Genomic DNA, 25,108 nt, shown 5'->3' with positions numbered 1-25,108 from the left:
GTCGCCCGGGAATGGCGCGCCAGCGACAATCCAGGCTGTTCGCAACAACCTCCAAGGGAGTAGAGTCGCCGCCATTGCCTGGCCCATGGACATCCCGATGAACGCCCCCGCCAAACCACTCGCCGGCCTCAAAGTAATCGAGCTCGGCACGCTGATCGCCGGTCCCTTCGCCTCGCGCCTGTGCGCGGAGTTCGGCGCCGAAGTCATCAAGATCGAATCCCCCGATGGCGGCGACCCACTGCGCAAGTGGCGCAAGCTGTACGAAGGCACGTCGCTCTGGTGGTTCGTACAGGCGCGCAACAAGAAGTCGCTGACGCTGAACCTGAAACACCCCGATGGCCGGGACATCCTCAAGAAGCTGTTGACCGAAGCGGACATCCTGATCGAGAACTTCCGCCCCGGCGTGCTGGAGAAGCTGGGCCTGGGCTGGGACGTGATTCATGCCCTCAACCCCAAGCTGGTGATGGTACGGCTATCCGGCTTCGGCCAGAGCGGCCCCTACAAGGACCAACCGGGCTTCGGCGCGGTGGGTGAGTCCATGGGTGGCCTGCGTTACATCACCGGTTTCGAGGATCGCCCGCCGGTGCGCACCGGCATCTCCATCGGCGACTCCATCGCCGCCCTCTGGGGCGTGATCGGCGCGCTCATGGCGCTGCGCCATCGCGAGGTGAATGGCGGCCTGGGCCAGGTAGTGGACGTGGCGCTCTACGAAGCGGTATTCGCCATGATGGAAAGCATGGTGCCGGAGTTCGACGTGTTCGGTTTCATTCGCGAACGCACCGGCAACATCATGCCCGGCATCACCCCCTCCTCTATCCACACCGCCGCCGATGGCCGTCACGTACAGATCGGCGCCAACGGCGATGCCATCTTCAAACGCTTCATGCTGGCCATCGGCCGCGAGGACCTGGCCAACGATCCGACCCTGGCCAGCAACGACGGTCGCGACGCACGTCGCGAAGAACTCTATGGGGTGATCGACCGCTGGGTGGGCTCGCTGCCGCTGGACGAGGTGCTGGCCGTGCTGAACCGCGCCGAAGTGCCGGCCAGCCGCATCTTCTCTGCCGAAGACATGTTCGCCGACCCGCAATTCCTCGCCCGGGAAATGTTCCTCTCGGCAAAGCTGCCGGATGGCAAGCCATTCAAGATGCCGGGCATCGTCCCCAAGCTCTCCGACACGCCCGGCTCGACCGAATGGATCGGTCCGGAACTTGGAGAGCACAACGCAGAGGTGCTGGCCGCCCTGGGTTACAGCGCCGAGCAGGTTACGGCGCTGAAGGGAAATGGGGCGATCTGATCGCCGCTGGAACAGAGCCGATTTTCCTGTAGGGGCGAATTCATTCGCCAAGCAGGTCGAAGAGTTGCCCTGCGATACCTAAGGGGGATGCTACACATCCCTTGGCGAATGAGTTCGCCCCTACGAGGTCTCGACGCAATGCCATAAAAAAGGCCGGCCCCTTTCGGGAGCCGGCCTTTTCGTTCTGGCGCCTGGATTACAGCGGCTTGCCGCGGTTGCCATGCTGGCTGACGAAGGCCTGGATCTGCTTCAGGTCGTTCGGCAGCACGGTGCAGCGTTCCTCGCGCTGGAACAGGTCGGCGAGGTGCGGCGGCAGGGCCGGGACCTGGCCAACGCCAGCCTTTTCCACCGCTTCCGGGAATTTGACCGGATGAGCGGTACCCAGGGTGACCATCGGGGTGGCCAGGCTGCGGCGGCACTCGCGGGCAGCGCGAACGCCGATCGCGGTGTGCGGGTCCAGCAGTTCGCCGCACTCCTTGTACACCTCGGCGATGGTTTCGCAGGTAGCTGCGTCATCCACGGCCAGAGAGTCGAACAGCTTGCGCGCTTCGGTCCAGCGGTCTTCCTCGACGCTGAAGCCGCCGCCCTGCTTGAAGGTGTCCATCAGGTTGGCGATGGCAGCACCGTTACGACCGTGCAGGTCGAACAGAAGGCGCTCGAAGTTGGACGACACCATGATGTCCATCGACGGCGACAGGGTCGGGTGCAGGGTGTCCTTGACGTACTGATTGCCGCTCATGAAGCGGTGCAGGATGTCGTTGCGGTTGGTGGCGACGATCAGTTGGCTGATCGGCAGGCCCATGTTGCGCGCCAGGTAGCCGGCGAAGATGTCGCCGAAGTTGCCGGTGGGCACGGAGAACGCCACGGAGCGCGCCGGGCCACCCAGCTGCAGGGCTGCGTGGAAGTAGTAGACGATCTGGGCCATGATCCGCGCCCAGTTGATCGAGTTGACCGCGACCAGGCGAGTACCCTTGAGGAAGCCCTGGTCGGCGAAGCTCGCCTTGACCATCTCCTGGCAGTCGTCGAAGTTGCCCTCGACCGCGATGTTATGGATGTTGTCGCCGAGGATGGTGGTCATCTGGCGGCGCTGCACTTCGGACACGCGATTGTGCGGGTGCATGATGAAGATATCGACGTGTTCGCAGGCTTTGCAGCCTTCGATCGCAGCCGATCCGGTGTCGCCCGAGGTGGCGCCCATGATCACCACACGCTCGCCGCGCTTGCTCAGCACGTGGTCGAGCAGGCGACCCAGCAGTTGCAGGGCGAAGTCCTTGAACGCCAGGGTCGGACCATGGAACAGCTCCAGCACCCACTCATTGCCATTCAGCTGGCGCAGCGGCGCCACGGCGTTGTGGGCGAAGACGCCGTAGGTTTCCTCGAGGATCTTCTTGAAGTCGGCGTCATTGATGCTGCCGGCAACAAAGGGGCGCATCACGCGGAAGGCCAGTTCGTGGTACGGCAGGCCGGCCCAGGAGGCGATTTCTTCCTGGGTGAAGCGCGGCAGGTTTTCCGGTACGTAGAGGCCACCGTCACTGGCCAGGCCAGCCAGCAGCACGTCTTCGAAGTTCAGGGCCGGAGCCTGGCCGCGGGTACTGATATAGCGCATGTCTTAAAACCTTGGTTTCGAGCGGCCGGGGCTGGTGCGTCGCTCCGGGGGATCGCCCCTCGCGGCGGCACCAGCGCCCGGTGGCTGCTTAGTTCAGTTGCTCGACGCGGATGCGCACTACGCTGCCTACCACGTCTTCCAGAGCTTCCAGCGCGGCGATGGCGTCGTTGACGCGCGCCTCGACGACCCGGTGGGTAACCAGGATCATCGGCACCAGGCCGTCCTGCTCTTCGACTTCTTTCTGCATGATGGATTCGATGTTGATGCCGCGCTCCGACAGGATGGTCGCGACCTGTGCCAGCACGCCCGGATGATCCTTGGCCTGAATGCGCAGGTAGTAGGCGCTCTCGCAGGCTTCGATCGGCAGGATCGGGTGGTCGGACAGGGAGTCCGGCTGGAACGCCAGGTGCGGCACATGGTTTTCCGGGTCGGTGGTCAGCGCGCGGACCACGTCCACCACGTCGGCGACCACGGCAGAGGCAGTGGCCTCCATGCCAGCGCCAGCGCCGTAGTAAAGGGTGCTGCCGGCGGCGTCGCCATTGACCATCACAGCGTTCATCACGCCATTGACGTTCGCGATCAGGCGGTCGGCCGGAATCAGGGTCGGATGCACGCGCAGCTCGAAGCCGCTATCGGTGCGACGAGCCACACCCAGGTGTTTGATCCGGTAGCCCAGGGCCTCGGCGTAGTTGACGTCGGCGCTGGTCAGCTTCGAGATGCCTTCGGTGTAGGCCTTGTCGAACTGAAGCGGGATGCCGAAGGCAATGGATGCAAGGATGGTCAGCTTGTGAGCGGCGTCGATGCCTTCGACGTCGAAGGTCGGGTCGGCTTCTGCGTAACCCAGCGCCTGGGCTTCCTTCAGCACGTCCTCAAAGGCGCGGCCCTTCTCACGCATTTCGGTGAGGATGAAGTTGCCGGTGCCGTTGATGATGCCGGCCAGCCAGTTGATGCGGTTGGCAGCGAGTCCTTCGCGGATCGCCTTGATCACCGGGATGCCGCCGGCAACGGCAGCCTCGAAGGCGACCATGACACCCTTCTCGCGCGCTTTGGCAAAGATTTCGTTGCCGTGCACGGCGATCAGCGCCTTGTTGGCGGTGACCACGTGCTTGCCATTCTCGATGGCCTTCATTACGAGCTCACGGGCCAGGGTGTAGCCACCGATCAGCTCGATGACGATGTCGATTTCCGGGTTGTTGGCCACGTCGAAGATGTCGGCGGTGATGGGGGTGGCGCCGGTTTCACACTTCGGGTTGGGGCGACGAGCGGCAATCTGGGCAACTTCGATTCCACGCCCGGCACGGCGGGCAATTTCCTCGGCGTTGCGTTTGAGTACGTTGAAGGTGCCGCCACCGACGGTCCCAAGGCCACAGATGCCTACTTTTACCGGCTTCACGCTGAACTCCCCATCATCACTGCGAAAACGGCCGGGTGTATCCCGGCCGAGGAAAAGAGCCGCACTTTACGAAGCGGCTGTTTATTGGTCAATCAAGCTGGGCGCCCGGATTACTTGGCTTCCAGGGCCAGTTTGGCCAGCTGCGGAGCTGGCTGGTATCCCGGAATCATCTGGCCGTTGCCGAGCACGATGGCCGGGGTGCCGTTGACGCCGATCATCTGGCCCAGTTCGAACTGCTTGGCCACCGGGTTATCGCAGGTCGCAGCCGGAAGTTCTTTGCGGGACTTGGCCGTGTTCATGGCAGCTTGGCGGTCCTTGCTGCACCAGACGCTGACCAGGCTGTTGTAGCCATGGCTGCCGATGCCCTGGCGCGGGAAGGCGACGTAGCGCACTTCGATACCGCGACGGTTCAGCTCCGGCACTTCGCTGTGCAGCTTCTGGCAGTAGCCGCAGTCGGTGTCGGTGAACACGGTGATATGCGCCTTGGCCGGCTCCTTGGGCGAGAACACCACCATCTCGCCAGCAGGGATGGCGTTGATTTCCTTGGCGATGGAGCGGCTCTCGGCCTGCTCGGTGAGGTTCACCGGCTTGCCGTTCTGCACGTGATACAGGTCGCCCTGCATCAGGTACTGGCCGTCGGCGCTGGTGTAAAGCATGCGACCGCCCTTGAGTTGCACCTGGTAGATGCCGTTCATCGGGCTTTCACCGATGGATTCGATGGGCAGTCCAAGTTCCAGGGCATCGAGGGTCTTGCGGATGGCCTGGTCCGGATCGTCGGCGAGGCTGATGGTGCTGGCGAGGCCGAGGGCCAGGCCAGCGATAAGACGGGTCACGCGCATGGGTACTCCTGTCGAGCGGCGGACGTACGGAAACCGCTCAAGCCTACCACAGAAGGCCCAACACGCAGTCGTCTGACGCCCGGTGGATTGCGTAGGCTGCTGGCTGGTGCTGCGTAGGCCGGTCGTTCGCCGGGGCGACGCATGCGCGAGGTCCAGCGCTTGTGCATGACATCCCTGTCGTCGCCCTTTTGCCCGGTTCAACCCCGGCCCGGCCATCCATGGCCGGTCGTTCGCCGGGGCGACGCATGCGTCGCCTGATCCGGCTCACCCCCTCGGGTGGTGGCGGGCGTGCAGTTCCTGCAGTCGGGCACGGGCGATGTGGGTATAAATCTGGGTGGTGGACAGGTCGCTGTGGCCAAGTAGCATCTGCACCACGCGCAGGTCAGCGCCGTGATTGAGCAAGTGAGTGGCGAAGGCATGGCGCAAGGTGTGCGGCGACAACGACTTGCCGATACCGGCCACCCGGGCCTGGTGCTTGATGCGGTGCCAGAAAGTCTGGCGGGTCATCTGCTCGCCACGCAGGCTGGGGAAGAGCACGTCGCTGGGCTTGCCGTCGAGCAGGAAGGGCCGCGCTTCGCGCTGGTAGCGTTCGATCCAGGCAATTGCTTCTTCGCCCAGGGGCACCAGACGCTCCTTGCTGCCCTTGCCGAAGACCTTGAGTACGCCTTGGCGCAGGTTGACCTGCTCCAGGGTCAGGCTAACCAGTTCGGTCACGCGTAGGCCGCAGGCGTAGAGCACTTCGAGCATGGCGCGGTCGCGCATGCCGATGGGATCGTCGAGCTCGGGCGCCTCCAGCAGCGCCTCCACATCGGCCTCGGAAAGCGACTTGGGCAACGGTCGCCCCAGCTGTGGCAAGTCTATCTGCAGGGTCGGGTCCTCGATGATCAGGTTCTCCCGCAGCAGGAAACGGTAGAAACCGCGCAGGCCGGAGAGAAACCGAGCGGTGGAGCGTGCCTTGTAGCCCTGTTCCAAACGCCAGGCGAGGTGATCGAGGATGAGATCGCGTCCGGCTTTATCCAGCGCCAGACCGCGATCGTCCAGCCAGCTGTTGAAGTGCGCGAGGTCGCTGCGATAAGCCGAGCGGGTGTGTTCGGAAAGTCCCTTCTCCAGCCAGAGGGCATCGAGGAAACGGTCGATCAGGGGATGGTCTAGCGCGGGCATGAATGGCGGCCTTGACTGTACGAAACGCTAGTCTTTCATAGCGCTGTATACGATTCATCCCCGACAAGGACTTCCAATGAGCGAACACCACATCTTGCTGGGCCTGGGCGGTATAGGCGCGGCTGCGCTGTTCAGCCAGTGGCTGGCATGGCGCCTGCGTCTGCCGGCGATCCTCTTCCTATTGGTGGCCGGCATACTCAGCGGACCGGTGACCGGCCTACTGGACCCCGAGGCGCTGTTCGGCCCGCTGTTGTTCCCGCTGATTTCCCTGTCGGTGGCACTGATCCTCTTCGAGGGCAGCCTCACCCTGCACGTCTCCGAATGGCGCGAAATCGGCAGCGTGGTGCGGCGAATGGTGACTGTCGGCGCGCTTCTGACATGGGCGGTGATCGCGATCGCCACGCACTGGCTGCTGGATTTCTCCTGGGAACTGGCGCTGCTGTTCGGCACCCTGACCCTGGTCACCGGTCCCACTGTGATTGTTCCGATGCTGCGCGTCGTGCGACCGCGCTCGTCGATCGCCAACATCCTGCGCTGGGAAGGCATCGTCATCGACCCCATCGGAGCGCTGCTGGCGGTAGTGGTGTTCAGCTTCATCGTCAGCCGCGACGACGGCGGCTGGATCGCGAGCCTCTCTACTTTTACCAGTGTTATCACCTGTGGCTGCCTGCTGGGGGCTGTTGGAGGCTGGCTGTTCGGCGTGGTCATGCGGCGCCATTGGCTGCCGGAGTACCTGCAGAACCTTGCAGCCTTGGCGGCGGTACTCGGGGTGTTCATCGTTGCCAACCTACTGGTGCATGAGTCCGGGCTGCTGGCGGTGACCGTGATGGGCATGGGGCTGGCCAACATGCGTGGCGTGGATGTACGGCAGATCCTGCACTTCAAGGAAAACCTCAGCGTGCTGCTGATTTCAGGACTGTTCATCCTCCTTGCCGCGCGCATGGACTTCGCCGCCCTTATCGCCATGGGGCCGGCGACTCTGCTGTTACTGGCAGTGATCCAGTTCATCGCACGACCGCTGAACGTCGCAGTCAGTACTTGGGGATCCAGCCTCAATTGGCGCGAGCGGGCGCTCCTGGCTTGGATCGCTCCGCGCGGGATAGTCGCGGCGGCGGTGTCGGCGATTTTCTCCCTACGTCTGATCGAGGCTGGCCACGAGCAAGCGCAACTGCTGGTCCCTCTGACCTTCCTGGTGATCATCGGCACCGTGGTACTGCAAAGCGCCACCGCGCGTCCGCTGGCTCGACTCCTGAAGGTTGCCGAACCTGCCCCCTCGGGCTTTCTCATCATCGGCGCCAATCCTGTGGCCCGGGAGGTCGGCAAGGCGCTGCAGAACCTGGGCAGCCGTGTGCTGCTAACCGACTCCAGCTGGGAAAACATTCGTGCCGCGCGCATGGACAACCTGCCCACCTACTTCGGCAATCCCACATCGCAACACGCCGAAGCGCACCTCGACCTGGTGGGCCTCGGCCATCTGCTGGCCCTATCACCTTCCAGTGAACTCAATGCCCTGGCCTGCATGCATTTCCGTCATGACTTCAGTGCCCAGCGTCGCTTCACCCTGCCCAGCGGCCATGAAAGTCGACGCAGCGAGAAGCACCGTGCCGGTGAAACGGTCCGGGGCCGACCGCTGGGCAACCAGCCGCTGACCTTTCCGCAATTCGCCAGCTACTTGGCCAAGGGCGCCGACGTTCGGACCACTACGCTGACCGCCGCCTTCGGCTGGGAGGAATACCAGGCATTGCACGGTAACCGCGCGACCCTGCTGCTGGCACAAGACCCACGGGGCTGGGTGCACCTGATCGGCAACCCGACGGACTTCGTACCCGAGAAGGACTGGACCCTCGTGTCCCTGATCGAAACCGAAGCGCAACCCGGTGTTACCGCTGATCGCACTCTGGCGCAAACACACTGACGGGCGGCATGGCCAGCCTATCCTTAGTCTGGTGACAGGATTGGGCTGGCCGTGGATGATTTCATCTTGCTATCACCCACCGCCGGTACCGGACCATGGCCAACCAAATGAACTCCCGCCTGGGGCAGATCCTCATCAACAAGGGTCTGATCAACTCCCAGCAGCTGGATGCCGCAATCAAGATGCAACTCACCTGCAAGATGCGGCTGGGTGAAGTACTGATAGCGCAAGGCCTGCTAACCCAGAAGCAACTGACCAAGGCCCTGAAGAAACAGAGCAATCTGCGTCTGGCAGCTACCCTTGTGGCTGCGTTGATGAGCCCCTTCCAGATGGCCAGCGCCGATATCCAGCGCCTGCAGCCGCCGGCCAGTATCAGCCGCCAGGAGACCCCGCAGGGCCTGCGTCCGCTGAGCGACCTGGAGATGAGCAATGTCAGCGCCCAGGGCCTGGACGACGTTCTGCAGGGCCTTTTCCTGCAAGCGGAGCAGGGCGATGGGTTGGGTGCAGTGAAGCAATTGGCGCGGCTGGTAATGCCAGTGCTGGACGGCCTGGACGCAGAGACCTCGATGAAGGATGTGGCCTACGACACCAGCAAGATGACCTCGGTGGTCAACCCGGATGGTTCGGTGAACCTGCGCCTGCCCAGTTCGATCGGCGAGTTGCGCTTCGAGAATATCCGTGTGGCCGGCGCACCACGGGACCAGAGTTTCGGCAGCCTGACCCTGAACAACATCGATCTGTCGCAGGCATCCCTGAAGATCAGCCTGCGGAACTGAACCAGGCGGGATACAAGAAAGGCACCCGACGGGTGCCTTTTGCATTCATGCGGCGCTGGCGGTCCGCGGATGGTCCGGCAGAACCTGCACCGGTCGCTTCTCCCCGTCGATGGCGACGAAGCTGAACAGGCCGGTGATGGCCTTCTCGCGAGTGGCGCAGTACATGTCCTCGACGAACACCTCGACCTCCACCTTGAGACTGGTATTGCCCACCTTCACGACGCGTCCCACCAGTTCGACGATGGAACCTGCCGGGATCGGGTGCTTGAAGTCGATGCGGTCGCTGGACACCGTCACCAGCGGCAGGCGGCAAAAGCGCGTGGCGGTGATGAAGGAAACTTCGTCCATCCAGGCCAGGGCGGTACCGCCGAACAGGGTGTTGTGATGGTTGGTGCTGGGCGGAAACACCGCCTTGGTCACCCGGCTCTCGGACAGTTCGGTCCGGCGGGCTATCTCTTGCTCTCTCGGGGTCATGCCACTACTACCTGAATCGAACCCATGTGGCTGCCACTCGTGCGGCGACTCTTGTGATTCTTCTATGCGCTACCTGGTAGGCAGGAATCTTCCTGGCTGGCGCTGCCAGCGGGGCACGGATTATCCCTTGCACACAGGCAAGAAAAAACCCGCCGAGGCGAACCTGGGCGGGTTTTTCGAGAAACTCTGGCGATTAGACCAGCTTCTCCTTGATACGAGCTGCCTTGCCGGACAGGTCGCGGAGGTAGTACAGCTTGGCCTTGCGCACGTCACCGCGGCGCTTGACGCTCAGGCTGTCGACCAGCGGGGAGTAGGTCTGGAAGGTACGCTCAACGCCTACGCCGTTGGAGATCTTGCGTACGGTGAAAGCGCTGTTCAGGCCGCGGTTACGCTTGGCGATGACCACACCTTCGAAGGCCTGCAGACGCGCACGGTCGCCTTCCTTCACTTTCACTTGAACGATTACGGTGTCGCCCGGGGCGAAAGCCGGAATCTCTTTGTTCATTTGTTCAGCTTCGATCTGCTGAATGATTTTGTTGGTCATCGCTATGCTCCTAAGGCAGGCCTTCTGGGCGTGCCATCGATACGTTAACTATCGTTCCGCTGGCGGACATATTCCTCCAGCAGCTTTTTCTCTTCTCCAGAAAGCGAGCGGCAATCCAGAAGATCGGCCCGACGTTCCCAGGTGCGCCCAAGCGCCTGCTGCAAACGCCATCGCCGGATGTGTTCGTGGTTGCCGCTGAGCAGCACCTCGGGAACACGCTTGCCTGCATACATCTCCGGTCGGGTGTAATGCGGGCAATCGAGCAGGCCGTCCGTAAACGAGTCCTCCTCGGCGGAGTCCGCGTGGCCCAACGCACCGGGCAGCAACCGCGTCACCGCATCGATCAGCACCATGGCCGGCAGCTCACCGCCGGACAGGACGTAGTCGCCAATCGACCATTCCTCATCGACGTGCTCTTCAATGAAGCGTTCGTCGATGCCTTCGTAACGACCGGCGATGAGGATCAATGCTTCCTCGTTCGCCAGCTCGCGCACGGCCGCCTGCTTCAGCTGACGCCCTTGCGGCGAGAGGTAGATCACCTTCGCCTTCTCCCCCGTCGCGGCCTTGGCTGCTGCCAGGGCCCGTTCCAGGGGCTGTATCTTCATCACCATGCCGGGGCCACCGCCGAACGGCCGATCATCCACCGTCTGGTGGCGGTCTTCGGTGAAGCTCCGCGGATTCCAGCAATTGAGCTTGAGCAGCCCTTGCTTCACCGCACGGCTGGTAATGCCGTACTCGCTGATGGCAGCGAACATCTCGGGAAAGATGCTGATGACTTCGACCTGCATGCTTTTCATGTCAGGCCCTCAGAAATCAACGTCCCAATCCACCCGCATCTCGCCGGCGTCCAGATCAATCGAGAGCACGCACTGGTCCGTATAGGGCAGCAGGCGTTCACGATCATCGAGGCTGCCAGCACAGGGCTTGACCACCATCACATCGTTGGCACCGGTCTCGAGGAGGTGATCGATTCGGCCGAGCAGTTGCTCGTCCTGGTTGATCACATTGAGACCTTCCAACTGGTGCCAGTAGAACTCGTCATCGTCGAGTTCCGGCAGTTCGCTGACGGGAACGCAGACTTCGAAACCTGCGTAGGTTCGTGCAACCTCGCGGTCGTCCAACCCTTTCAGCCTTACTACCAGGACCTTGCCGTGCACACGTCCGCTGGCGACTTCGACCTGCTTTACCTCGTTGTCACGCTTGAGCGTCCAACGGCGGTAATCGAGCACGTTATCCAGCGGATCGGTGAAGGAGTAGACCTTCACCTCGCCACGTACGCCATGCACCGAGAAAATCTTGCCGAGAACGATCAGTTCATCGGCGGGAGCCGGCGTCGTGCTCATAAAGATGCTTAGGCAGCAGCCTTGGCAGCTTCCTTCAGCAGCTGAGCAACACGCTCAGACGGCTGGGCGCCCTGGCTCAGCCAGTAGCTGACGCGCTCCTGATTTACGGAGAGCTTGACTTCTGCACCCTGGGCAACCGGGTTGAAGAAGCCAACGCGCTCAACGAAGCGACCGTCGCGCGCATTGCGGCTGTTGGTCACGGTCAGGTGGTAGAAGGGGCGCTTCTTGGAGCCGCCACGGGCAAGACGGATGGTTACCATTGAACTTCGTTCCTATAGTCGGTGCTTTTCAAGCTGTGCACACACATGGGCCATGGGCCCGAAAGGCCGCATATTCTAAGGATTATGCGGCCGATTGCAAATCTCTTTTTGGCGGCCACCGATCGGCGGCCAGGGCTCACATCTTCGGCATGCCACCGGGGAACATGCTGCCCATGCCGCGCATCATCTTGGCCATGCCGCCTTTGGCGGTGACCTTCTTCATCATTTTCTGCATCTGCTTGTGCTGTTTGATGAGGCGACCGACGTCCTGCACCTGGGTGCCGGAGCCCAGCGCAATGCGGCGCTTGCGCGAGCCGCTGATCACATCGGGATCGCGACGCTCTGCAGGGGTCATGGAATTGATGATCGCTTCCATCTGCTTGAACTGCTTTTCTGCGGCGTTCTGCGCGTTGCCCATCTGCGCCAGGTTGACGCCACCGAGCATGGGCAGCTTGTCCATCAGACCGCCGAGACCGCCCATGTTCTTCATCTGTTGCAGTTGGTCTCGGAAGTCTTCGAGGTCGAAGCCCTTGCCCTTCTTGATCTTCTTCGCGAGCTTCTCGGCCTTCTCGCGATCCATGTTCTGCTCGGCCTGCTCGATCAGGCTAAGCACGTCACCCATGCCGAGGATGCGCGAAGCGACACGATCCGGGTGGAAGGGGTCAAGGGCTTCGGTCTTCTCGCCCATGCCGAGGAATTTGATTGGCTTGCCAGTGATCGCGCGCACGGAAAGCGCGGCACCACCACGGGCGTCGCCGTCGACCTTGGTCAGTACCACGCCGGTCAGCGGCAGGGCATCGTTGAAGGCCTTGGCAGTATTGGCGGCATCCTGACCAGTCATGGCGTCAACGACGAACAGGGTTTCCACCGGTTTGATGGCGGCATGGACCTGCTTGATCTCATCCATCATCTCGGTATCGACGTGCAGACGACCCGCGGTGTCGACGATGACGACGTCGATGAACTTCAGCTTCGCTTCCTGAATTGCCGCTTGCGCGATGGCCACCGGCTTCTGGCTGGTTTCGGACGGGAAGAAGGTGACGCCAATGTCGTTGGCCAGGGTTTCCAGCTGCTTGATGGCCGCCGGGCGGTAGACGTCCGCGGAAACCACCAGCACCGACTTCTTCTTGCGCTCTTTGAGGAAGCGCGCCAGCTTGCCGACCGTGGTGGTCTTGCCCGCGCCCTGCAGGCCGGCCATCAGGATCACCGCCGGCGGCGCGGCGTTAAGCGCCAGGTCTTCGTTGGCGGCGCCCATCAGCTCCACCAGTTCAGCCTGGACGATCTTCACGAAGGCCTGGCCCGGGGTCAGGCTCTTGGAAACCTCGGTACCGACCGCCCGATCCTTGATCTTGGCGACGAAGTCCTTCACCACCGGGAGGGCGACGTCGGCCTCGAGCAGGGCCATGCGCACTTCACGCAGGGTGTCCTTGATGTTGTCCTCGGTCAGCTTGGCCTTGCCGGTGACATGGCGCAGCGTCTGTGAGAGGCGGTCGGTTAGGTTTTCAAACATGCGCGTTCCTTTCGGGCTCTCATGGGCCCCGGCTGAGCTTGCTGCAGGCGGCGGAGTATAACGAAGAGTCGGCGCCGCCGACACCGCCAGCGGTCTTTCACCGTCAAGCCTTGTATGCCACACTCACTGCCTTTCGGGCTTGCCTTACAAGGACTTATGCACCCTCTGCTGCCCAGCCTCCTGGCTGCATTCCTCTATATGGGCACCACTGGCTACCACGGCTTTCGCCTCAGCCAGCGCACTACGCCGGACAAACGTCTGCTGATCCTCGGCAGCGGCCTGGCCCTGCTCGCCCATTGCACTGCACTTTTCCTCCAGTTGATAACCCCTGCCGGGCTCTACCTGGACTTCTTCAATGCCGCCAGCCTGATCGCCGCAGCGGTGATTCTGCTGACCATCGTGGCGGTCGCGCGGATTCCCATCGAGAACCTGCTGCTCCTGCTGCTGCCTCTTGGCACCCTGACGGTGCTGGCGGCGGTACTGGTGCCGGGCGGCACGTCCCAGGCCATCAATGAAGAGCCGGGCATCCTTGCGCATATCCTGCTGTCCATCCTGGCCTACGGCCTTCTGACCATGGCGGTGTTCCAGGCGCTGCTGTTGCTGCTGCAGGACCACCAGCTCAAGCACAAGCATCCTTCCGGACTGATAAAGAACTTCCCTGCCCTGCAAACCATGGAAAGCCTGCTGTTCGGCTTCCTGTGGGCCGGCTGGTGCCTGCTGTCGCTGTCGCTGATCTCAGGTTGGGTGTTCGTGGACAACCTGTTCGCCCAGCACCTGGCGCACAAGACCATCCTTTCCTGCATCGCCTGGGTCGTGTTCGGGGTGTTGCTGTGGGGCCGCCACCAGCTCGGCTGGCGCGGGCACAAGGCCATACGGTGGACCCTTGCGGGCTTCTGCCTGCTGATGCTGGCGTATTTCGGCAGCAAGCTGGTCCGCGAATTCATCCTTCACGTCTGACTATCCCATGCACGGACTGCTCGCCGGCCTCCTCCTCGGAATCACTCTCTCCCTGGTAGCCGGCGCGCTGGTCGCATGGCTGACGACACGCCGCCGCCATGGCGTGGAGATCCAGCCGCAATCGCGGTTGCCGGTTGCTGTGACCGATGCTCTGCAACGGGTCAGTATCAGTTCCATCATGATTCCCCGAAGCGAAATCCAGGGGATCGACCTGGACACGTCGCAAGACGAGCTCATCGCCCAACTGCAGAACGCCACCCACACTCGCCTGCCGCTGTATCGCGAAGACATCAACCAGATCGAAGGCATCCTCCACCTGCGCCAGCTACCGCGCCTGCTGGCGGAGGGCAGGCCCAGCGCCGAATCGCTGCTGGCAGTCAGCCGGGAAACCTACTTCGTGCCGGAAAGCACGCCATTGCTGACGCAGCTGGTGAACTTCCAGAAGCAGAAGCGCCGCCTCGGCATCGTGGTCGACGAGTACGGCGATGTGGTGGGCCTGGTCAGCCTGGAAGACATCTTCCAGGAGCTGGTGGGCGAGTTCGGCAGCCTGGAAGACTTCGCTCCCAATCCCGGCATCCAATCGCGCGATGACGGCCACTACGAGCTCGACGGTGCGCTTCATCTGCGCGAACTGAATCGGGTGCTCGGCTGGCACCTCCCTTGCGACGGGCCGAAGACCCTCAACGGCCTGATCACCGAAGCCTTGGAGCAGATTCCCGACTCAAGCGTGTGCCTGAAGGTCGGCCCGTACCGCCTGGAAATCCTCCAGTCCGGCGACAACCGCGTACAGCGTGTGCTCGCCTGGCGCGCCGGACTTACGCCAAAGGCCTAGTAGTCCCGGCCGGGGCCCCTTCCTATAATCGACCCGGGCTTACCCGCCCTCCTCCGGCCACAGTCGCCACCCGCGACGCCGCGCCACCGGCCGCACTCTGCGACCACCTGAGAACCATCCGCCGCGGCCACCCGCCTGCAGCCCGGGATTCGATGGCGACACAGCGCCATCAGCCCATCCCTCAGCGATCGCCAGCTCCAGAGACCCGCCGGGCATCCCGCAAGGAGCACGTCCGGCCCATGCAAAGGGATATCCACAGATGACCAGCGCCGCCCTGAGCGACACCCCGGGCACCCAACCGGCCAACTCCCCGGTGCGGGTAGCGACCGCCAGCTTCATCGGCACCGCCATCGAGTTCTATGATTTCTATGTCTATGCCACCGCCGCCGCGCTGGTGATTGGTCCGGTGTTCTTTCCGCAGACCTCCAGCACCGCGCAGATGCTTTCGGCCTTCCTCACCTTCGGCATAGCCTTCCTCGCCCGCCCGCTGGGCTCGGCGCTGTTCGGCCATTTCGGCGATCGCATCGGGCGCAAGTCCACCCTGGTCGCCTCACTGCTGCTGATGGGCGTGTCCACCACCCTGATCGGCGTACTACCCGGTTACGAGAGCATCGGTGCCTGGGCGCCCATCCTGTTGTGCCTGCTGCGTTTCGGCCAAGGCCTCGGGCTGGGTGGCGAATGGGGTGGTGCGGCGTTACTCGCCACGGAAAACGCTCCGCCCGGGAAACGAGCCTGGTATGGCATGTTCCCACAACTCGGCCCATCCATCGGCTTCCTCGCCGCCAACGGTCTGTTCCTCGGTCTGGCCATGGGGCTCGATGACGAGCAGTTCCGCAGCTGGGGCTGGCGCATTCCCTTCCTGCTCAGCGCCGTGCTGGTAGTAGTCGGCCTCTATGTGCGGCTGAAGCTGGAAGAAACGCCGGTCTTCGCCCAAGCCATGGCCCGCCAGGAGAAATCCCGCGTGCCACTGCTGGACACCTTCTCCGGACACTGGCGGCCCGTGCTTCTCGGCGCCCTGGCCATGGTGGTGTGCTACGCACTGTTCTACATCTCCACGGTCTTCTCCCTGAGCTACGGGGTGTCCACCCTGGGCTACAGCCGCGAGACCTTCCTCGCCCTGCTCTGCTTTGCAGTGCTCTTCATGGCCCTCGCGACGCCGATATCCGCCTGGCTCAGCGATCGTTTCGGGCGCAAGCCGGTGCTGATCGGCGGCACGCTACTGGCGATCCTCTCCGGATTCACCATGGAACCCCTGCTGACCCAGGGCTCGGCCTACGGCGTGGCGCTGTTCCTCTGCATCGAGCTGTTCCTGATGGGCGTGACCTTCGCACCCATGGGAGCATTGCTGCCGGAGCTGTTTCCAACTCGCGTGCGCTACACCGGCGCTTCGGCGGCCTACAACCTGGGGGGCATAGTCGGCGCCTCGGTGGCACCCTTCTTCGCACAGAAGCTGGTCGCCATGGGTGGCCTGAGCTGGGTCGGGGGCTATGTGTCGATAGCGGCAGTAATCAGCCTGCTGGCCGTCCTCTGCCTGAAGGAAACCCGCGACAGCGACCTCAGCCTCACACGCTAAGGTCGAGCGCCAGGCCCTCCGCCTCCGGAGACGGTTGGGCCGAGGCGACGAACCAGTCCGCCAGTGACTCGCCCCAGACGCGATAACCAAGTGCGGAAGGATGGTAGCCATCCAACGCCAGAAACTCCGGGCGCATTTCCAGACTGGTGGCACAACAGACCAGCCCCTCACGCTCAGCCAACGCTCGCAGTTGACGGTCCAGCAGCCTGGCCCGCCAGCCGAGCAACTGGCGCAACAGCCAGGGCAATGCAGTGAAATGCTGCAGCGGCGGCACGCCGGCCAGGGCGACTTGCGCGCCACGCTCTACGAAATGCCGAGCCATCCCATTCAGGGCCTCCTGCCAACTACGGCTGGAGCTGAAATGAGTGGTGTCGTTGACGCCGAAGACCAGCAGCACCAGATCAACGGGTTCATCTGCCGCTTGCGGCAGCAAGCGCTTCAGGGCCTCGCCGGCGGTGATGCCATTCTCGCCGCAGGCACGCCAGGCCACAGGGCGCCGCAGGCGCAAGGCCAGAGCGGCTGCCAGCTGACCAGCCAGGGCGAAGTCCAGGCAGGACGCGCCGACACCGGCGACGGTGGATTCACCAATCAATAAAAGCCGGAGGGGATCGCCTTGCAGCTCGCTTCCGGCAAGCCCGCACTCCGAGCCAGCGGCCGGTGCCAGGCGCAGGGCGGTGCGACGAGTGTGCATGGCCATGGGCAGTGCTAAGGGTAACAGCGGCAACGCCGCTACCCACCAGCACAGCGTGGCCAGGCGCATCACAGCTTGATGTCGACCGCCTGGGCGGACCGGGTCGCCTTGGCCCGCGCCAAGTCGGTGGACTCGTCCCGCGCCAGGGCAACGCCCATGCGGCGCTGGCCATCCACTTCCGGTTTGCCGAACAGGCGCAGCGCGGTATCCGGCTCGCTGAGCGCAGCGCCCAGATTGCCGAAGCTGACCTGGCTGGACTTGCCCTCGACCAGGATCACCGCCGAAGCGGACGGCCCCATCTGGCGAATAGCCGGGATCGGCAGGCCAAGAATGGCTCGCGCGTGCAGGGCGAATTCGGACAAGTCCTGGGAAATCAGGGTCACCAGGCCGGTATCGTGGGGACGCGGCGAAACCTCGCTGAACCACACCTGGTCGCCCTTGATGAACAGTTCGACGCCGAACAGGCCTCGGCCACCCAGGGCTTCGGTCACTAGCTGGGCAATACGCTCCGACTCGGCCAGGGCCTTCGGATTCATGGCCTGGGGCTGCCAGGATTCGTGGTAGTCGCCCTTCACCTGGCGATGGCCGATAGGCGCGCAGAAGCTGGTACCGCCGATGTGGCGCACGGTGAGCAGGGTTATCTCGTACTCGAAGTCGATGAAACCTTCGACGATGACCCGCCCTTTGCCGGCGCGGCCACCTTCCTGGGCGTAGTCCCAGGCGGCCTTCAGATCTGCGTCGGATTTGAGCACTGACTGGCCTTTACCGGAGGAACTCATGATCGGCTTGACCACGCAGGGATAGCCGACGCTGGCCACTGCCGCGCTGTAATCCTCGAAGGTATCGGCGAAATGATAGGGCGAGGTGGGCACGCCCAGCTCCTCGGCGGCGAGACGGCGGATACCTTCCCGGTTCATCGTCAACTGGGCCGCACGGGCGGTGGGCACCACGGTGAAGCCTTCGGCCTCCAGTTCGACCAGAGTCGCGGTGGCGATGGCCTCGATCTCCGGCACGATGTAATGCGGCTTCTCCTGCTCGATCACTGCGCGCAGGGCAGCACCGTCAAGCATGCTGATGACGTGGCTGCGGTGGGCCACCTGCATGGCCGGTGCATCGGCATAACGGTCAACGGCGATCACTTCACAGCCGAGGCGCTGCAGTTCGATCACCACCTCCTTGCCGAGTTCGCCGGAGCCACACAGCAGCACACGGGTCGCGCTGGGCGACAAGGGGGTTCCAATACGGGACATGTCGTTTCCTCGGGGGAGTCAAGAAGCCTGGGGCGGAGTGCTGATGAACTGGCCGCTGGCCTTGGCGCGCTCGAAGCAGCGGGCCAGGACTTCGCGGCGCTCGGCATTGTCCATGCGGCCCCAGCGGGTGATTTCGTCGGCGCTGCGTTGGCAGCCGCCGCAGATGTCATGGTCGTCCAGCACGCAGACTTGCACGCAGGGGGAGCGGACGGGGCGTTCGGCGTCCATCAGTCGTCCTGCTCGGCCAGATCGCGGGCGTAGCGCTGGGCATTGTGTACGTAGTGGGCGGCACTGGCTTCGAGCATCTTCTTCTGTTGCTCGGTCAGCTCGCGCACCACCTTGCCGGGAGCGCCCATGACGAGCGAACCATCGGGAATTTCCTTGCCTTCGGGGATCAGTGCGTTAGCGCCGATGATGCAGTACTTGCCGATCTTCGCGCCGTTGAGCACCACGGCGTTGATGCCGATGAGACTGAAATCACCCACCGAACAGCCGTGCAGCATGGCGTTGTGGCCGATGGTGACGGAGCGGCCGATGTTCAGCGGATAGCCCATATCGGTGTGCATCACCGTGCCATCCTGGACGTTACTGTTCTCACCGATGTGGATCAGCTCGTTGTCACCGCGCAGCACGGCGCCGAACCAGATGCTGGCACCGGCATCCAGGCGCACCTTGCCCACCAGGGTGGCATTAGGTGCGACCCAGCTCTCGGGATGGGTTTCGACCTGGGAGGTTCCAAGGCGGTATTTCATCAGGCGCTCCTCAAACGGGGCTTATTTGAGTTTTATGAAGCTCGCGGGGGCGCGAGTCATATCGATTCCAGCGTCATAGACCAGGTTGACCAGTTCGATGACCATGATCGCCGTCAGGCCCCAGATCTTGTATTCGCCGTACTGATAGCTGGGTACGTACCAGCTGCGGCCGAGGTAGTCGATGCGGTGGGTCACCTGTCGCGGATCGTCGCGAAAGAACACGAGCGGCACGCTGAAGACCGAGTCGATCTCCCCATCGTTGGCCTTGTACTGGACGAAGTCCGGAACCAGCCCGACATAAGGTGTGACCTTTATGCCATGGCGGGAAACCAGGGGGCTGAGCGGGCCGATGACCTCCACCAGCCCTGGTGGCAGGCCCACTTCTTCCTCCGCTTCGCGCAGGGCGGTGTGGATCAGGTCCGCATCCTCGGGGTCGCGACGACCGCCGGGAAAGGCCACCTCGCCGCCATGGGTCGACAGGCCACTGGCGCGCAACGTCAGGACAAGCTCAGGCTCGTCGCTGCGAGTGATAGGCACCAGTACCGCCGCTTCGGGGAAGTCGTGATCGGTTTCCAGGGTTCTCGGGGAGTAGCTCTGCACACGACGGAGCAGGTCATCCAGCATGGATTTTCTCGTTGTTCTCGACTGCCGGGCATCATGGCATGAACCTGTGGGACGCCCAAGTCCCACGCCGACAGGTCGCACCATTCACCACCTTTGGTTTGCCCGGTACGTCGCTTGCCGTGCGACACCGTGCCGCGCCAAGATGAGCTCCTGCCCCCGAGGAACCACGATGAAATACTGCAGCCAGTGCGGCGGCCCGATCGCCCAGCGCATCCCCGACGGAGACAACCGCCTGCGCTACGTGTGCGACAGTTGCCACACGATCCACTACCAGAACCCGCGCATCGTCGCCGGCTGCCTGCCGGTTTGGGGCGAGCAGGTACTGCTCTGCCGCCGCGCCATCGACCCGCGCAAGGGCTACTGGACCCTTCCCGCCGGCTTCATGGAGAACGGCGAGACCATGGAGCAGGCCGCCGCCCGCGAAACACTCGAAGAAGCCTGCGCGCGGGTGAGCAATCTCAGCCTTTACACGCTGTTCGACCTGCCGCACATCAGCCAGGTGTACACCTTCTTCCGCGCCGAACTGGTCGATCTGAACTTCGCCGCCGGTGACGAAAGCCTGGAAGTGCGCCTCTTCCTCGAACAGGATATTCCCTGGTCGGAGCTGGCTTTTCCGACCGTGGGCCGTACCTTAGAATGCTACTTCGCCGACCGCACCGGGCAGGTCTTCCCGGTGCGCAACGAGCCGCTCGCGCCGTTGCGGGCCTACTACAAAAAAGCCTGACCGCTATATCTGCTTACTTGAACACTGTGGGGTTGTTGTGCCGATGCGCTGGTTGCTAGTCGTACTTTCCATGAGCCTTGCCGCTCTCGCCCAAGCGAGCACTACGCCGACTATGGGTGAAAAATCCATCGACAAGGTCCTGGTGGTGAAATCGGAGCGCAAGCTGCTACTGATGAATCGCGGCGACATTCTCAAGTCCTACCGCATCTCCCTTGGCAAGCAACCGCTTGGCCCCAAGCTGCGTGAAGGAGACCAGCGCACTCCCGAGGGCTTCTATTGGATCGACTGGCGAAAGACCAGCGACAAATTCAACCTGGCCATGCACATCTCCTACCCCAACGCCCGCGACGCCGCCAAGGCACGGGACAAGGGCGTGCCGCCGGGCGGCATGATCATGATCCACGGCACCCCGCTCGATGAGGAATACCCCGAGTGGTACTTCCACAGCCTGGACTGGACCGAAGGCTGCATCGCCATGAAGAACTCTGACATGCGCGAAATCTGGAGCCTGGTGAAAGATGGCACGCTGATCGAAATCCGCCCCTGAGTCGATCTGCTGCGAAAAAGGCGCCAAATGGCGCCTTTTTTATTTTCCATTGCACGAATCAGGGAAAGTTCGAAGCAGGCTGGCAACCTTTTTTCAGGCAGACTCAGGCCGAGGCGGCCAAAGGACGAAAGCTGAAATAGAAACGCAGGGCATCGATCAGGTCGGCATACTCCGACGGCGGCGCAACCAGCGAGAAGCCGGAATCGTAATGCCCGGGAGTCACGTCCTCATGGCACCACTGGCAGGTGGCATAGAAATCGATGAAGTGCAGCTGCCCATCCTTGCCCGGAATCTTCAGCTGCATGTCGAAGCGCGCGCCCACCAGCATGGGCAGCTGACTGATCAGCATCAGGCCGTCCATCGAAACATTGCCCAGGTAACCCATGGGCTTGTCGGTGATGCGATTGAACACCTTCAGGTAATAAGGCAACTGATGGCGTTCGATATGGCGCTTGGTCGGCATGATATCAAATCGCTATTGGTGGCACTTCAGTATGAACTCGTTGTAACCCCAGACCAACCTTCAATTGCAATCGCGGGAGATGTTCTCGCCGAGCTTGCGATGGAAGGTTTCGATCTCTTCATCAGTGTAGTACTGACGTTCGCCACGCTCGTCGACCCGGTAAAACGGGCCGCCGCGACTTAGCTGGTCCTGCTGCGAACGCAACTGGCCGCACCTTCTCTGCTGCTTCTCCCGAGCCTCCGTGGCCTGGTCAGCTGCAGCGGCCTTTTCCTGGCGGCGCGCATCGAAGAATTTCGCGGTGCGCGCCTCGCGCTCACGAGTCGCCTGGTCACGCTCCACCACCTGGGGCTTCACCGAGACCGGCTCGGCTCCCTCCCCGGGCGTCTCGCTGAAATGCACCTGTCCCTGGGCATCAGTCCAGCGATAGATCTCTGCACCGGCGATGGCCGGAACCAGCAACAGGCAGCACAGCAGGTGGCGCATTCCAGGGTTCCTCGGATTGACGCACAGCTTAGCCCCGGCCGAACGCAGCTCAAGCTGACAACGACCGACGGCCGGGTTACGGGTCAGAGCGGTGTGGCGCTGGCGCGGGCAGCGCTGCCGCCAAGGTGGCCGAGCTGCTCCAGGGTCTCCAAGCGGGCCTTGGCCCGATAGGCGTACTCGCTGGTGGGATAGCGGGCGATGATGAACTGGTAAGTCTGCGCTGCATCGACGAACAGTCTCTGGCGCTCCAGGCACTGGCCGCGCAACAGAGAGATTTCCGGTTGCAGGTACTGGCGGGACCGGCTTTTGCGCTCTGCCTTGGACAGCTCGAGCATCACATCCTCGCAATCCCCCTTCTCGTAGGAGCGGTAGGCGCTGTTCAGGTGATGGTCGAGGGACCAGCGGGTGCAACCGCCCACGGCCACCAACAGGGTCAGGATGATCAGGGTTCTCATGGGTAATTCCTCCGTCCCACGGGATATCGGCTGGGAGCGCCGCTTCTTCAGGCCGTTGGGCGAACGAGAAGTGCAAAGCATAACCTCCGATTGGTCCTGCTGGCGCGCGACTCGGAGGGCAAGCGGCCACTGCTAGACTGCGGAAGTCGCCCAAGGACACGCTCCCGCCATGCACTCCACGCGCCCCACCCTTCTCGCCCTGTGCCTGCTACTGGGCGCCTGCTCGCCCACCACTCCGCTATTCATTGCCCAGGTCACCACCAACGAGGTGGTGGAGTACAAGACCATGAAAAGCAATCGGATGGCCGCGGCAGTAGAGGAAGAAGGCGATCTGCTGACCTACAGCGCCATGGCCATCCGCGACGCGAAGAGTCCGGAGGCGGAAGAGCTGTATCTGGTCGGCTACCGCGACGACAAGTTCAGCGACGACGTACGCGCCATCAGCCTCTACCAGATCGGCCTGATCTATATGAGCCGTTACAACGAGCAGCGCAACGATGCCAAGGCGCTGGGCTACCTGGAGCGGGTGCTCGACGAATTTCCCAGCAGCCGCGCGGCTCAACGCGCCGAAGCGCGCATTCTGGTCATTCGCCAGCGGGCCGGGGAGCCAGTGCAGAAGACGTCCCGCGAACTCCTCGCCACCTGGCAGCCAAGCAACAACCTCGATCTCTACAAGCCGGGACTGGATCCGGACATGACCCTGCTTTCACGCCGGGCAGTACTCAAGGACCGCGTGGCCGAAGCCGAGGAGCTCTACCTGCTGGCACTGTCCGACGCCCACGTACAGCCTGACATCAAGGAGAAGGCGCTCTATCAACTGGGCCTGATGTACCTGGCGCCGGACAATCCCCACGCCAGTCGCGACAAGGCCATTGGCTATTTCCGCCGGCTACTGGTGCAGTTCCCCGACAGCGACCTGGCCAGCAAGGCTTCGCAGCACCTCGACCAGGCCCTCAATCAGAGTCGTCCGTAGCGCCGCCCAGCGGCCCACCTGAAACAATTCAGCGGGTAGTGCAAAGGAACAATGACTACAGTTTTCTCGCGTAGTAGCCTCGCGCTCTGCTTGAAAAATGGAGTCTTCGCATGCCTTTTCGCCGTACCAAAATCGTCGCCACCCTCGGCCCGGCCAGCAACTCCCCGGAGGTCCTGGAGCAACTGATCGTCGCGGGGCTGAACGTCGCCCGCCTGAACTTCTCCCACGGTAGCCCCGAGGAACACAAGGCACGCGCCCGCCTGGTCCGCGAACTGGCCGCCAAGCACGGCCGTTTCGTCGCGCTGCTCGGCGACCTGCAAGGCCCGAAGATCCGCATCGCCAAGTTCGCCAACAAACGCATCGAACTGAAGGAAGGCGACAGCTTCCGCTTCTCCGTCACCCATCCGCGTGACGCCGGCGACCAGGAAGTGGTGGGCATCGACTACCCGGACCTGATCAAGGATTGCGGCGTCGGCGACGAGCTGCTGCTGGACGACGGTCGCGTGGTGATGCGCGTCGTCGCCACCACCGCTGACGAACTGCATTGCACCGTACTGATCGGCGGTCCGCTGTCCGACCACAAGGGCATCAACCGTCGCGGCGGCGGCCTGACTGCACCCGCGCTGACCGCCAAGGACAAGGCCGACATCAAGCTGGCCGCGGAAATGGAACTGGATTACCTGGCCGTCTCGTTCCCCCGTGACGCCGCAGACATGGAGCTGGCCCGCCGCCTGCGCGACGAAGCCGGTGGCAAGGCCTGGCTGGTGGCCAAGATCGAACGCGCCGAAGCCGTGGCCGACGACGAGGCCCTCGACGGCCTGATCCGCGCCAGCGACGCCGTCATGGTGGCCCGTGGCGACCTCGGCGTGGAAATCGGCGACGCCGAACTGGTGGGTATCCAGAAGAAGATCATCCTGCATGCCCGCCGCTACAACAAAGCCGTGATCACCGCGACCCAGATGATGGAGTCGATGATCCACAGCCCGATGCCGACCCGCGCCGAAGTTTCGGACGTAGCCAACGCCGTGCTCGACTACACCGACGCCGTGATGCTTTCGGCCGAAAGCGCCGCTGGCGAGTACCCGGTCGAGGCCGTGCAAGCCATGGCGCGTATTTGCCAGGGCGCCGAGAAGCACCCGGATACCCGCCGCTCCCACCACCGCATCGGTCAGACCTTCGACCGCTGCGACGAGAGCATTGCCTTGGCGTCGATGTACACCGCCAACCACTTCCCAGGTATCAAGGCCATCATTTGCCTGACTGAAAGCGGCTACACACCGTTGATCATGTCGCGCATCCGCTCCTCGGTGCCGATCTTCGCCTACTCGCCTCACCGCGAGACCCAGGCCCGCGTGGCGCTGTTCCGTGGCGTGGAGACCATCCCCTTCGACGCCGCCGCACTGCCCCCGGAGAAGGTCAGCCAGATGGCCGTGGACGAACTGCTGCAACGCGGCGTGGTGACCAAGGGTGACTGGGTGATCCTGACCAAGGGTGACAGCTACACCACCCAGGGCGGCACCAACACCATGAAGATCCTCCACGTCGGCGACCTGCTGGTCTGACCTGGCCTGGAACGAAAAAAGCCGCCCTTCGGGGCGGCTTTTGGCTTTCTTGTAGGGGCGAATTCATTCGCCCCTACAGCATCGATTCCCCTACAGCGGCTCTC

Annotated in this window: 27 protein-coding genes and 1 pseudogene; 10 read left to right on the top strand and 18 right to left on the bottom strand. The window is 63.1% G+C overall.

From position 1 onward, the window contains the following. Window positions 1-97 precede the first annotated feature (97 nt). The gene (locus E8E75_RS06425; protein WP_153917046.1) at window positions 98-1,297 is read left to right on the top strand and encodes a CaiB/BaiF CoA-transferase family protein; all 1,200 of its coding nucleotides are present in this window, start codon (window positions 98-100) and stop codon (window positions 1,295-1,297) included. 196 nt (window positions 1,298-1,493) lie between these two features. Here the strand turns inward: E8E75_RS06425 and thrC are convergent, their stop codons facing one another. From thrC to xerD, 4 genes are all read right to left on the bottom strand, one after another. Then, window positions 1,494-2,903: a threonine synthase gene (gene thrC, locus E8E75_RS06420; protein ID WP_153918616.1), complete on the bottom strand. Its 1,410-nt coding sequence runs from the start codon at window positions 2,901-2,903 to the stop codon at window positions 1,494-1,496. 88 nt (window positions 2,904-2,991) lie between these two features. Next, the gene (locus tag E8E75_RS06415) at window positions 2,992-4,296 is read right to left on the bottom strand and encodes a homoserine dehydrogenase (protein WP_077526769.1); all 1,305 of its coding nucleotides are present in this window, start codon (window positions 4,294-4,296) and stop codon (window positions 2,992-2,994) included. A gap of 110 nt (window positions 4,297-4,406) precedes the next feature. Then, window positions 4,407-5,135, bottom strand: a complete 729-nt coding sequence (locus E8E75_RS06410) for a thioredoxin fold domain-containing protein (protein WP_280358322.1) — start codon at window positions 5,133-5,135, stop codon at window positions 4,407-4,409. A gap of 264 nt (window positions 5,136-5,399) precedes the next feature. Then, the gene (gene xerD / locus E8E75_RS06405) at window positions 5,400-6,296 is read right to left on the bottom strand and encodes a site-specific tyrosine recombinase XerD (RefSeq protein WP_120654782.1); all 897 of its coding nucleotides are present in this window, start codon (window positions 6,294-6,296) and stop codon (window positions 5,400-5,402) included. Between the two features lie 76 nt (window positions 6,297-6,372). Between xerD and E8E75_RS06400 the strand changes: the two genes are divergently transcribed. Further along, the gene (locus E8E75_RS06400) at window positions 6,373-8,211 is read left to right on the top strand and encodes a sodium:proton antiporter (RefSeq protein ID WP_153918612.1); all 1,839 of its coding nucleotides are present in this window, start codon (window positions 6,373-6,375) and stop codon (window positions 8,209-8,211) included. A gap of 95 nt (window positions 8,212-8,306) precedes the next feature. Beyond that, entirely contained in the window at window positions 8,307-8,987 is a 681-nt protein-coding gene (locus E8E75_RS06395; protein WP_153918610.1) for a hypothetical protein, read from the top strand. A gap of 45 nt (window positions 8,988-9,032) precedes the next feature. Here E8E75_RS06395 and E8E75_RS06390 read toward each other — a convergent pair whose 3' ends face one another. From E8E75_RS06390 to ffh, 6 genes are all read right to left on the bottom strand, one after another. Further along, the gene (locus E8E75_RS06390; RefSeq protein WP_120654779.1) at window positions 9,033-9,461 is read right to left on the bottom strand and encodes an acyl-CoA thioesterase; all 429 of its coding nucleotides are present in this window, start codon (window positions 9,459-9,461) and stop codon (window positions 9,033-9,035) included. 193 nt (window positions 9,462-9,654) lie between these two features. Further along, window positions 9,655-10,005, bottom strand: coding sequence for a 50S ribosomal protein L19 (gene rplS / locus E8E75_RS06385; RefSeq protein WP_120654778.1), 351 nt, complete (start codon window positions 10,003-10,005; stop codon window positions 9,655-9,657). A gap of 44 nt (window positions 10,006-10,049) precedes the next feature. Then, window positions 10,050-10,802 carry a tRNA (guanosine(37)-N1)-methyltransferase TrmD gene (trmD, locus tag E8E75_RS06380; protein ID WP_153918608.1) on the bottom strand — a complete coding sequence of 251 codons (753 nt, stop codon included), beginning with the start codon at window positions 10,800-10,802 and terminating at the stop codon, window positions 10,050-10,052. 9 nt (window positions 10,803-10,811) lie between these two features. Then, window positions 10,812-11,348, bottom strand: a complete 537-nt coding sequence (gene rimM / locus E8E75_RS06375) for a ribosome maturation factor RimM (protein ID WP_120654776.1) — start codon at window positions 11,346-11,348, stop codon at window positions 10,812-10,814. Between the two features lie 8 nt (window positions 11,349-11,356). After that, on the bottom strand, window positions 11,357-11,608 hold the full coding sequence (rpsP, locus tag E8E75_RS06370; protein WP_069085410.1) for a 30S ribosomal protein S16: 252 nt from the start codon (window positions 11,606-11,608) through the stop codon (window positions 11,357-11,359). A 136-nt stretch (window positions 11,609-11,744) separates the two neighbouring features. Continuing rightward, on the bottom strand, window positions 11,745-13,118 hold the full coding sequence (ffh, locus tag E8E75_RS06365) for a signal recognition particle protein (RefSeq protein ID WP_120654775.1): 1,374 nt from the start codon (window positions 13,116-13,118) through the stop codon (window positions 11,745-11,747). Between the two features lie 156 nt (window positions 13,119-13,274). On the opposite strand from ffh, the gene E8E75_RS06360 reads away from it, so the two are divergent. The 3 genes and pseudogenes from E8E75_RS06360 to E8E75_RS06350 all read left to right on the top strand — a co-directional run bounded on the left by E8E75_RS06360 (window position 13,275) and on the right by E8E75_RS06350 (window position 16,480). Then, window positions 13,275-14,075 (top strand): inner membrane protein YpjD, encoded by an 801-nt coding sequence (locus E8E75_RS06360; RefSeq protein WP_120654774.1) that lies wholly within the window; start codon window positions 13,275-13,277, stop codon window positions 14,073-14,075. A gap of 151 nt (window positions 14,076-14,226) precedes the next feature. Further along, a pseudogene (locus E8E75_RS06355) lies at window positions 14,227-14,907 on the top strand (transporter associated domain-containing protein); the annotation flags it as partial. A 259-nt stretch (window positions 14,908-15,166) separates the two neighbouring features. Next, the gene (locus E8E75_RS06350) at window positions 15,167-16,480 is read left to right on the top strand and encodes an MFS transporter (protein WP_153918606.1); all 1,314 of its coding nucleotides are present in this window, start codon (window positions 15,167-15,169) and stop codon (window positions 16,478-16,480) included. Here E8E75_RS06350 and E8E75_RS06345 read toward each other — a convergent pair. Genes E8E75_RS06345 through E8E75_RS06325 form a run of 5 tightly spaced genes read right to left on the bottom strand, consistent with a single transcriptional unit; the run spans window position 16,470 to window position 19,797 of the window. Further along, window positions 16,470-17,243 carry an SGNH/GDSL hydrolase family protein gene (locus E8E75_RS06345; protein ID WP_280358318.1) on the bottom strand — a complete coding sequence of 258 codons (774 nt, stop codon included), beginning with the start codon at window positions 17,241-17,243 and terminating at the stop codon, window positions 16,470-16,472. The genes E8E75_RS06350 and E8E75_RS06345 overlap by 11 nt on opposite strands. Continuing rightward, window positions 17,240-18,421, bottom strand: coding sequence for a formate-dependent phosphoribosylglycinamide formyltransferase (gene purT / locus E8E75_RS06340; protein WP_120654770.1), 1,182 nt, complete (start codon window positions 18,419-18,421; stop codon window positions 17,240-17,242). The genes E8E75_RS06345 and purT overlap by 4 nt, the downstream gene beginning before the upstream one ends. Before the next feature lie 18 nt (window positions 18,422-18,439). Next, a complete protein-coding gene (locus tag E8E75_RS06335; RefSeq protein ID WP_162945874.1) occupies window positions 18,440-18,649 on the bottom strand; it encodes a DUF1289 domain-containing protein in 210 nt (69 codons plus the stop codon). After that, window positions 18,649-19,173 carry a gamma carbonic anhydrase family protein gene (locus E8E75_RS06330; RefSeq protein WP_120654768.1) on the bottom strand — a complete coding sequence of 175 codons (525 nt, stop codon included), beginning with the start codon at window positions 19,171-19,173 and terminating at the stop codon, window positions 18,649-18,651. Before E8E75_RS06330 ends, E8E75_RS06335 begins: the two co-directional genes overlap by 1 nt. 21 nt (window positions 19,174-19,194) lie before the next feature. Further along, window positions 19,195-19,797, bottom strand: coding sequence for a CoA pyrophosphatase (locus E8E75_RS06325; protein ID WP_153918602.1), 603 nt, complete (start codon window positions 19,795-19,797; stop codon window positions 19,195-19,197). 169 nt (window positions 19,798-19,966) lie between these two features. Here E8E75_RS06325 and E8E75_RS06320 point away from each other — a divergent pair, with 169 nt between their 5' ends. Both E8E75_RS06320 and E8E75_RS06315 read left to right on the top strand, forming a co-directional pair. Further along, a complete protein-coding gene (locus tag E8E75_RS06320) occupies window positions 19,967-20,521 on the top strand; it encodes an NUDIX hydrolase (RefSeq protein WP_120654766.1) in 555 nt (184 codons plus the stop codon). A gap of 43 nt (window positions 20,522-20,564) precedes the next feature. Next, window positions 20,565-21,068: a L,D-transpeptidase family protein gene (locus E8E75_RS06315; RefSeq protein WP_120654765.1), complete on the top strand. Its 504-nt coding sequence runs from the start codon at window positions 20,565-20,567 to the stop codon at window positions 21,066-21,068. A gap of 103 nt (window positions 21,069-21,171) precedes the next feature. Here the strand turns inward: E8E75_RS06315 and E8E75_RS06310 are convergent, their stop codons facing one another. From E8E75_RS06310 to E8E75_RS06300, 3 genes are all read right to left on the bottom strand, one after another. After that, window positions 21,172-21,531 carry a PilZ domain-containing protein gene (locus E8E75_RS06310; protein ID WP_077526741.1) on the bottom strand — a complete coding sequence of 120 codons (360 nt, stop codon included), beginning with the start codon at window positions 21,529-21,531 and terminating at the stop codon, window positions 21,172-21,174. Between the two features lie 60 nt (window positions 21,532-21,591). Continuing rightward, window positions 21,592-22,014, bottom strand: a complete 423-nt coding sequence (locus E8E75_RS06305; protein WP_120654764.1) for a DUF4124 domain-containing protein — start codon at window positions 22,012-22,014, stop codon at window positions 21,592-21,594. 83 nt (window positions 22,015-22,097) lie between these two features. Next, window positions 22,098-22,469, bottom strand: coding sequence for a tetratricopeptide repeat protein (locus tag E8E75_RS06300; protein WP_120654763.1), 372 nt, complete (start codon window positions 22,467-22,469; stop codon window positions 22,098-22,100). Between the two features lie 169 nt (window positions 22,470-22,638). Here E8E75_RS06300 and E8E75_RS06295 point away from each other — a divergent pair, with 169 nt between their 5' ends. Together E8E75_RS06295 and pyk are read left to right on the top strand one after the other, a co-directional pair. Then, entirely contained in the window at window positions 22,639-23,442 is an 804-nt protein-coding gene (locus E8E75_RS06295; protein ID WP_120654762.1) for a tetratricopeptide repeat protein, read from the top strand. A 110-nt stretch (window positions 23,443-23,552) separates the two neighbouring features. Then, entirely contained in the window at window positions 23,553-25,004 is a 1,452-nt protein-coding gene (pyk, locus tag E8E75_RS06290; RefSeq protein ID WP_120654761.1) for a pyruvate kinase, read from the top strand. Window positions 25,005-25,108 lie beyond the last annotated feature (104 nt).

Origin of the sequence: Pseudomonas sp. BN606, from assembly GCF_029873115.1 — a bacterium.
Taxonomy (GTDB): domain Bacteria; phylum Pseudomonadota; class Gammaproteobacteria; order Pseudomonadales; family Pseudomonadaceae; genus Metapseudomonas.
Note: the sequence above shows the minus strand (reverse complement) of the source record. Positions and strands in the feature narration are given on the sequence as shown.

Bases quoted from the DNA above. Each gene is read 5' to 3' on its own strand.
- E8E75_RS06350 (WP_153918606.1), top strand. From the start codon at position 15,167: ATGACCAGCGCCGCCCTGAGCGACACCCCGGGCACCCAACCGGCCAAC.
- E8E75_RS06315 (WP_120654765.1), top strand. From the start codon at position 20,565: ATGCGCTGGTTGCTAGTCGTACTTTCCATGAGCCTTGCCGCTCTCGCC.
- rimM (WP_120654776.1), bottom strand. From the start codon at position 11,348: ATGAGCACGACGCCGGCTCCCGCCGATGAACTGATCGTTCTCGGCAAG.
- pyk (WP_120654761.1), top strand. From the start codon at position 23,553: ATGCCTTTTCGCCGTACCAAAATCGTCGCCACCCTCGGCCCGGCCAGC.
- xerD (WP_120654782.1), bottom strand. From the start codon at position 6,296: ATGCCCGCGCTAGACCATCCCCTGATCGACCGTTTCCTCGATGCCCTC.
- E8E75_RS06335 (WP_162945874.1), bottom strand. From the start codon at position 18,649: ATGGACGCCGAACGCCCCGTCCGCTCCCCCTGCGTGCAAGTCTGCGTG.
- E8E75_RS06295 (WP_120654762.1), top strand. From the start codon at position 22,639: ATGCACTCCACGCGCCCCACCCTTCTCGCCCTGTGCCTGCTACTGGGC.
- E8E75_RS06305 (WP_120654764.1), bottom strand. From the start codon at position 22,014: ATGCGCCACCTGCTGTGCTGCCTGTTGCTGGTTCCGGCCATCGCCGGT.
- ffh (WP_120654775.1), bottom strand. From the start codon at position 13,118: ATGTTTGAAAACCTAACCGACCGCCTCTCACAGACGCTGCGCCATGTC.
- E8E75_RS06410 (WP_280358322.1), bottom strand. From the start codon at position 5,135: ATGCGCGTGACCCGTCTTATCGCTGGCCTGGCCCTCGGCCTCGCCAGC.
- E8E75_RS06325 (WP_153918602.1), bottom strand. From the start codon at position 19,797: ATGCTGGATGACCTGCTCCGTCGTGTGCAGAGCTACTCCCCGAGAACC.
- thrC (WP_153918616.1), bottom strand. From the start codon at position 2,903: ATGCGCTATATCAGTACCCGCGGCCAGGCTCCGGCCCTGAACTTCGAA.
- E8E75_RS06360 (WP_120654774.1), top strand. From the start codon at position 13,275: ATGCACCCTCTGCTGCCCAGCCTCCTGGCTGCATTCCTCTATATGGGC.
- trmD (WP_153918608.1), bottom strand. From the start codon at position 10,802: ATGAAAAGCATGCAGGTCGAAGTCATCAGCATCTTTCCCGAGATGTTC.
- E8E75_RS06330 (WP_120654768.1), bottom strand. From the start codon at position 19,173: ATGAAATACCGCCTTGGAACCTCCCAGGTCGAAACCCATCCCGAGAGC.
- E8E75_RS06395 (WP_153918610.1), top strand. From the start codon at position 8,307: ATGGCCAACCAAATGAACTCCCGCCTGGGGCAGATCCTCATCAACAAG.
- E8E75_RS06425 (WP_153917046.1), top strand. From the start codon at position 98: ATGAACGCCCCCGCCAAACCACTCGCCGGCCTCAAAGTAATCGAGCTC.
- rpsP (WP_069085410.1), bottom strand. From the start codon at position 11,608: ATGGTAACCATCCGTCTTGCCCGTGGCGGCTCCAAGAAGCGCCCCTTC.
- E8E75_RS06300 (WP_120654763.1), bottom strand. From the start codon at position 22,469: ATGAGAACCCTGATCATCCTGACCCTGTTGGTGGCCGTGGGCGGTTGC.
- E8E75_RS06320 (WP_120654766.1), top strand. From the start codon at position 19,967: ATGAAATACTGCAGCCAGTGCGGCGGCCCGATCGCCCAGCGCATCCCC.
- E8E75_RS06310 (WP_077526741.1), bottom strand. From the start codon at position 21,531: ATGCCGACCAAGCGCCATATCGAACGCCATCAGTTGCCTTATTACCTG.
- rplS (WP_120654778.1), bottom strand. From the start codon at position 10,005: ATGACCAACAAAATCATTCAGCAGATCGAAGCTGAACAAATGAACAAA.
- E8E75_RS06400 (WP_153918612.1), top strand. From the start codon at position 6,373: ATGAGCGAACACCACATCTTGCTGGGCCTGGGCGGTATAGGCGCGGCT.
- E8E75_RS06390 (WP_120654779.1), bottom strand. From the start codon at position 9,461: ATGACCCCGAGAGAGCAAGAGATAGCCCGCCGGACCGAACTGTCCGAG.
- purT (WP_120654770.1), bottom strand. From the start codon at position 18,421: ATGTCCCGTATTGGAACCCCCTTGTCGCCCAGCGCGACCCGTGTGCTG.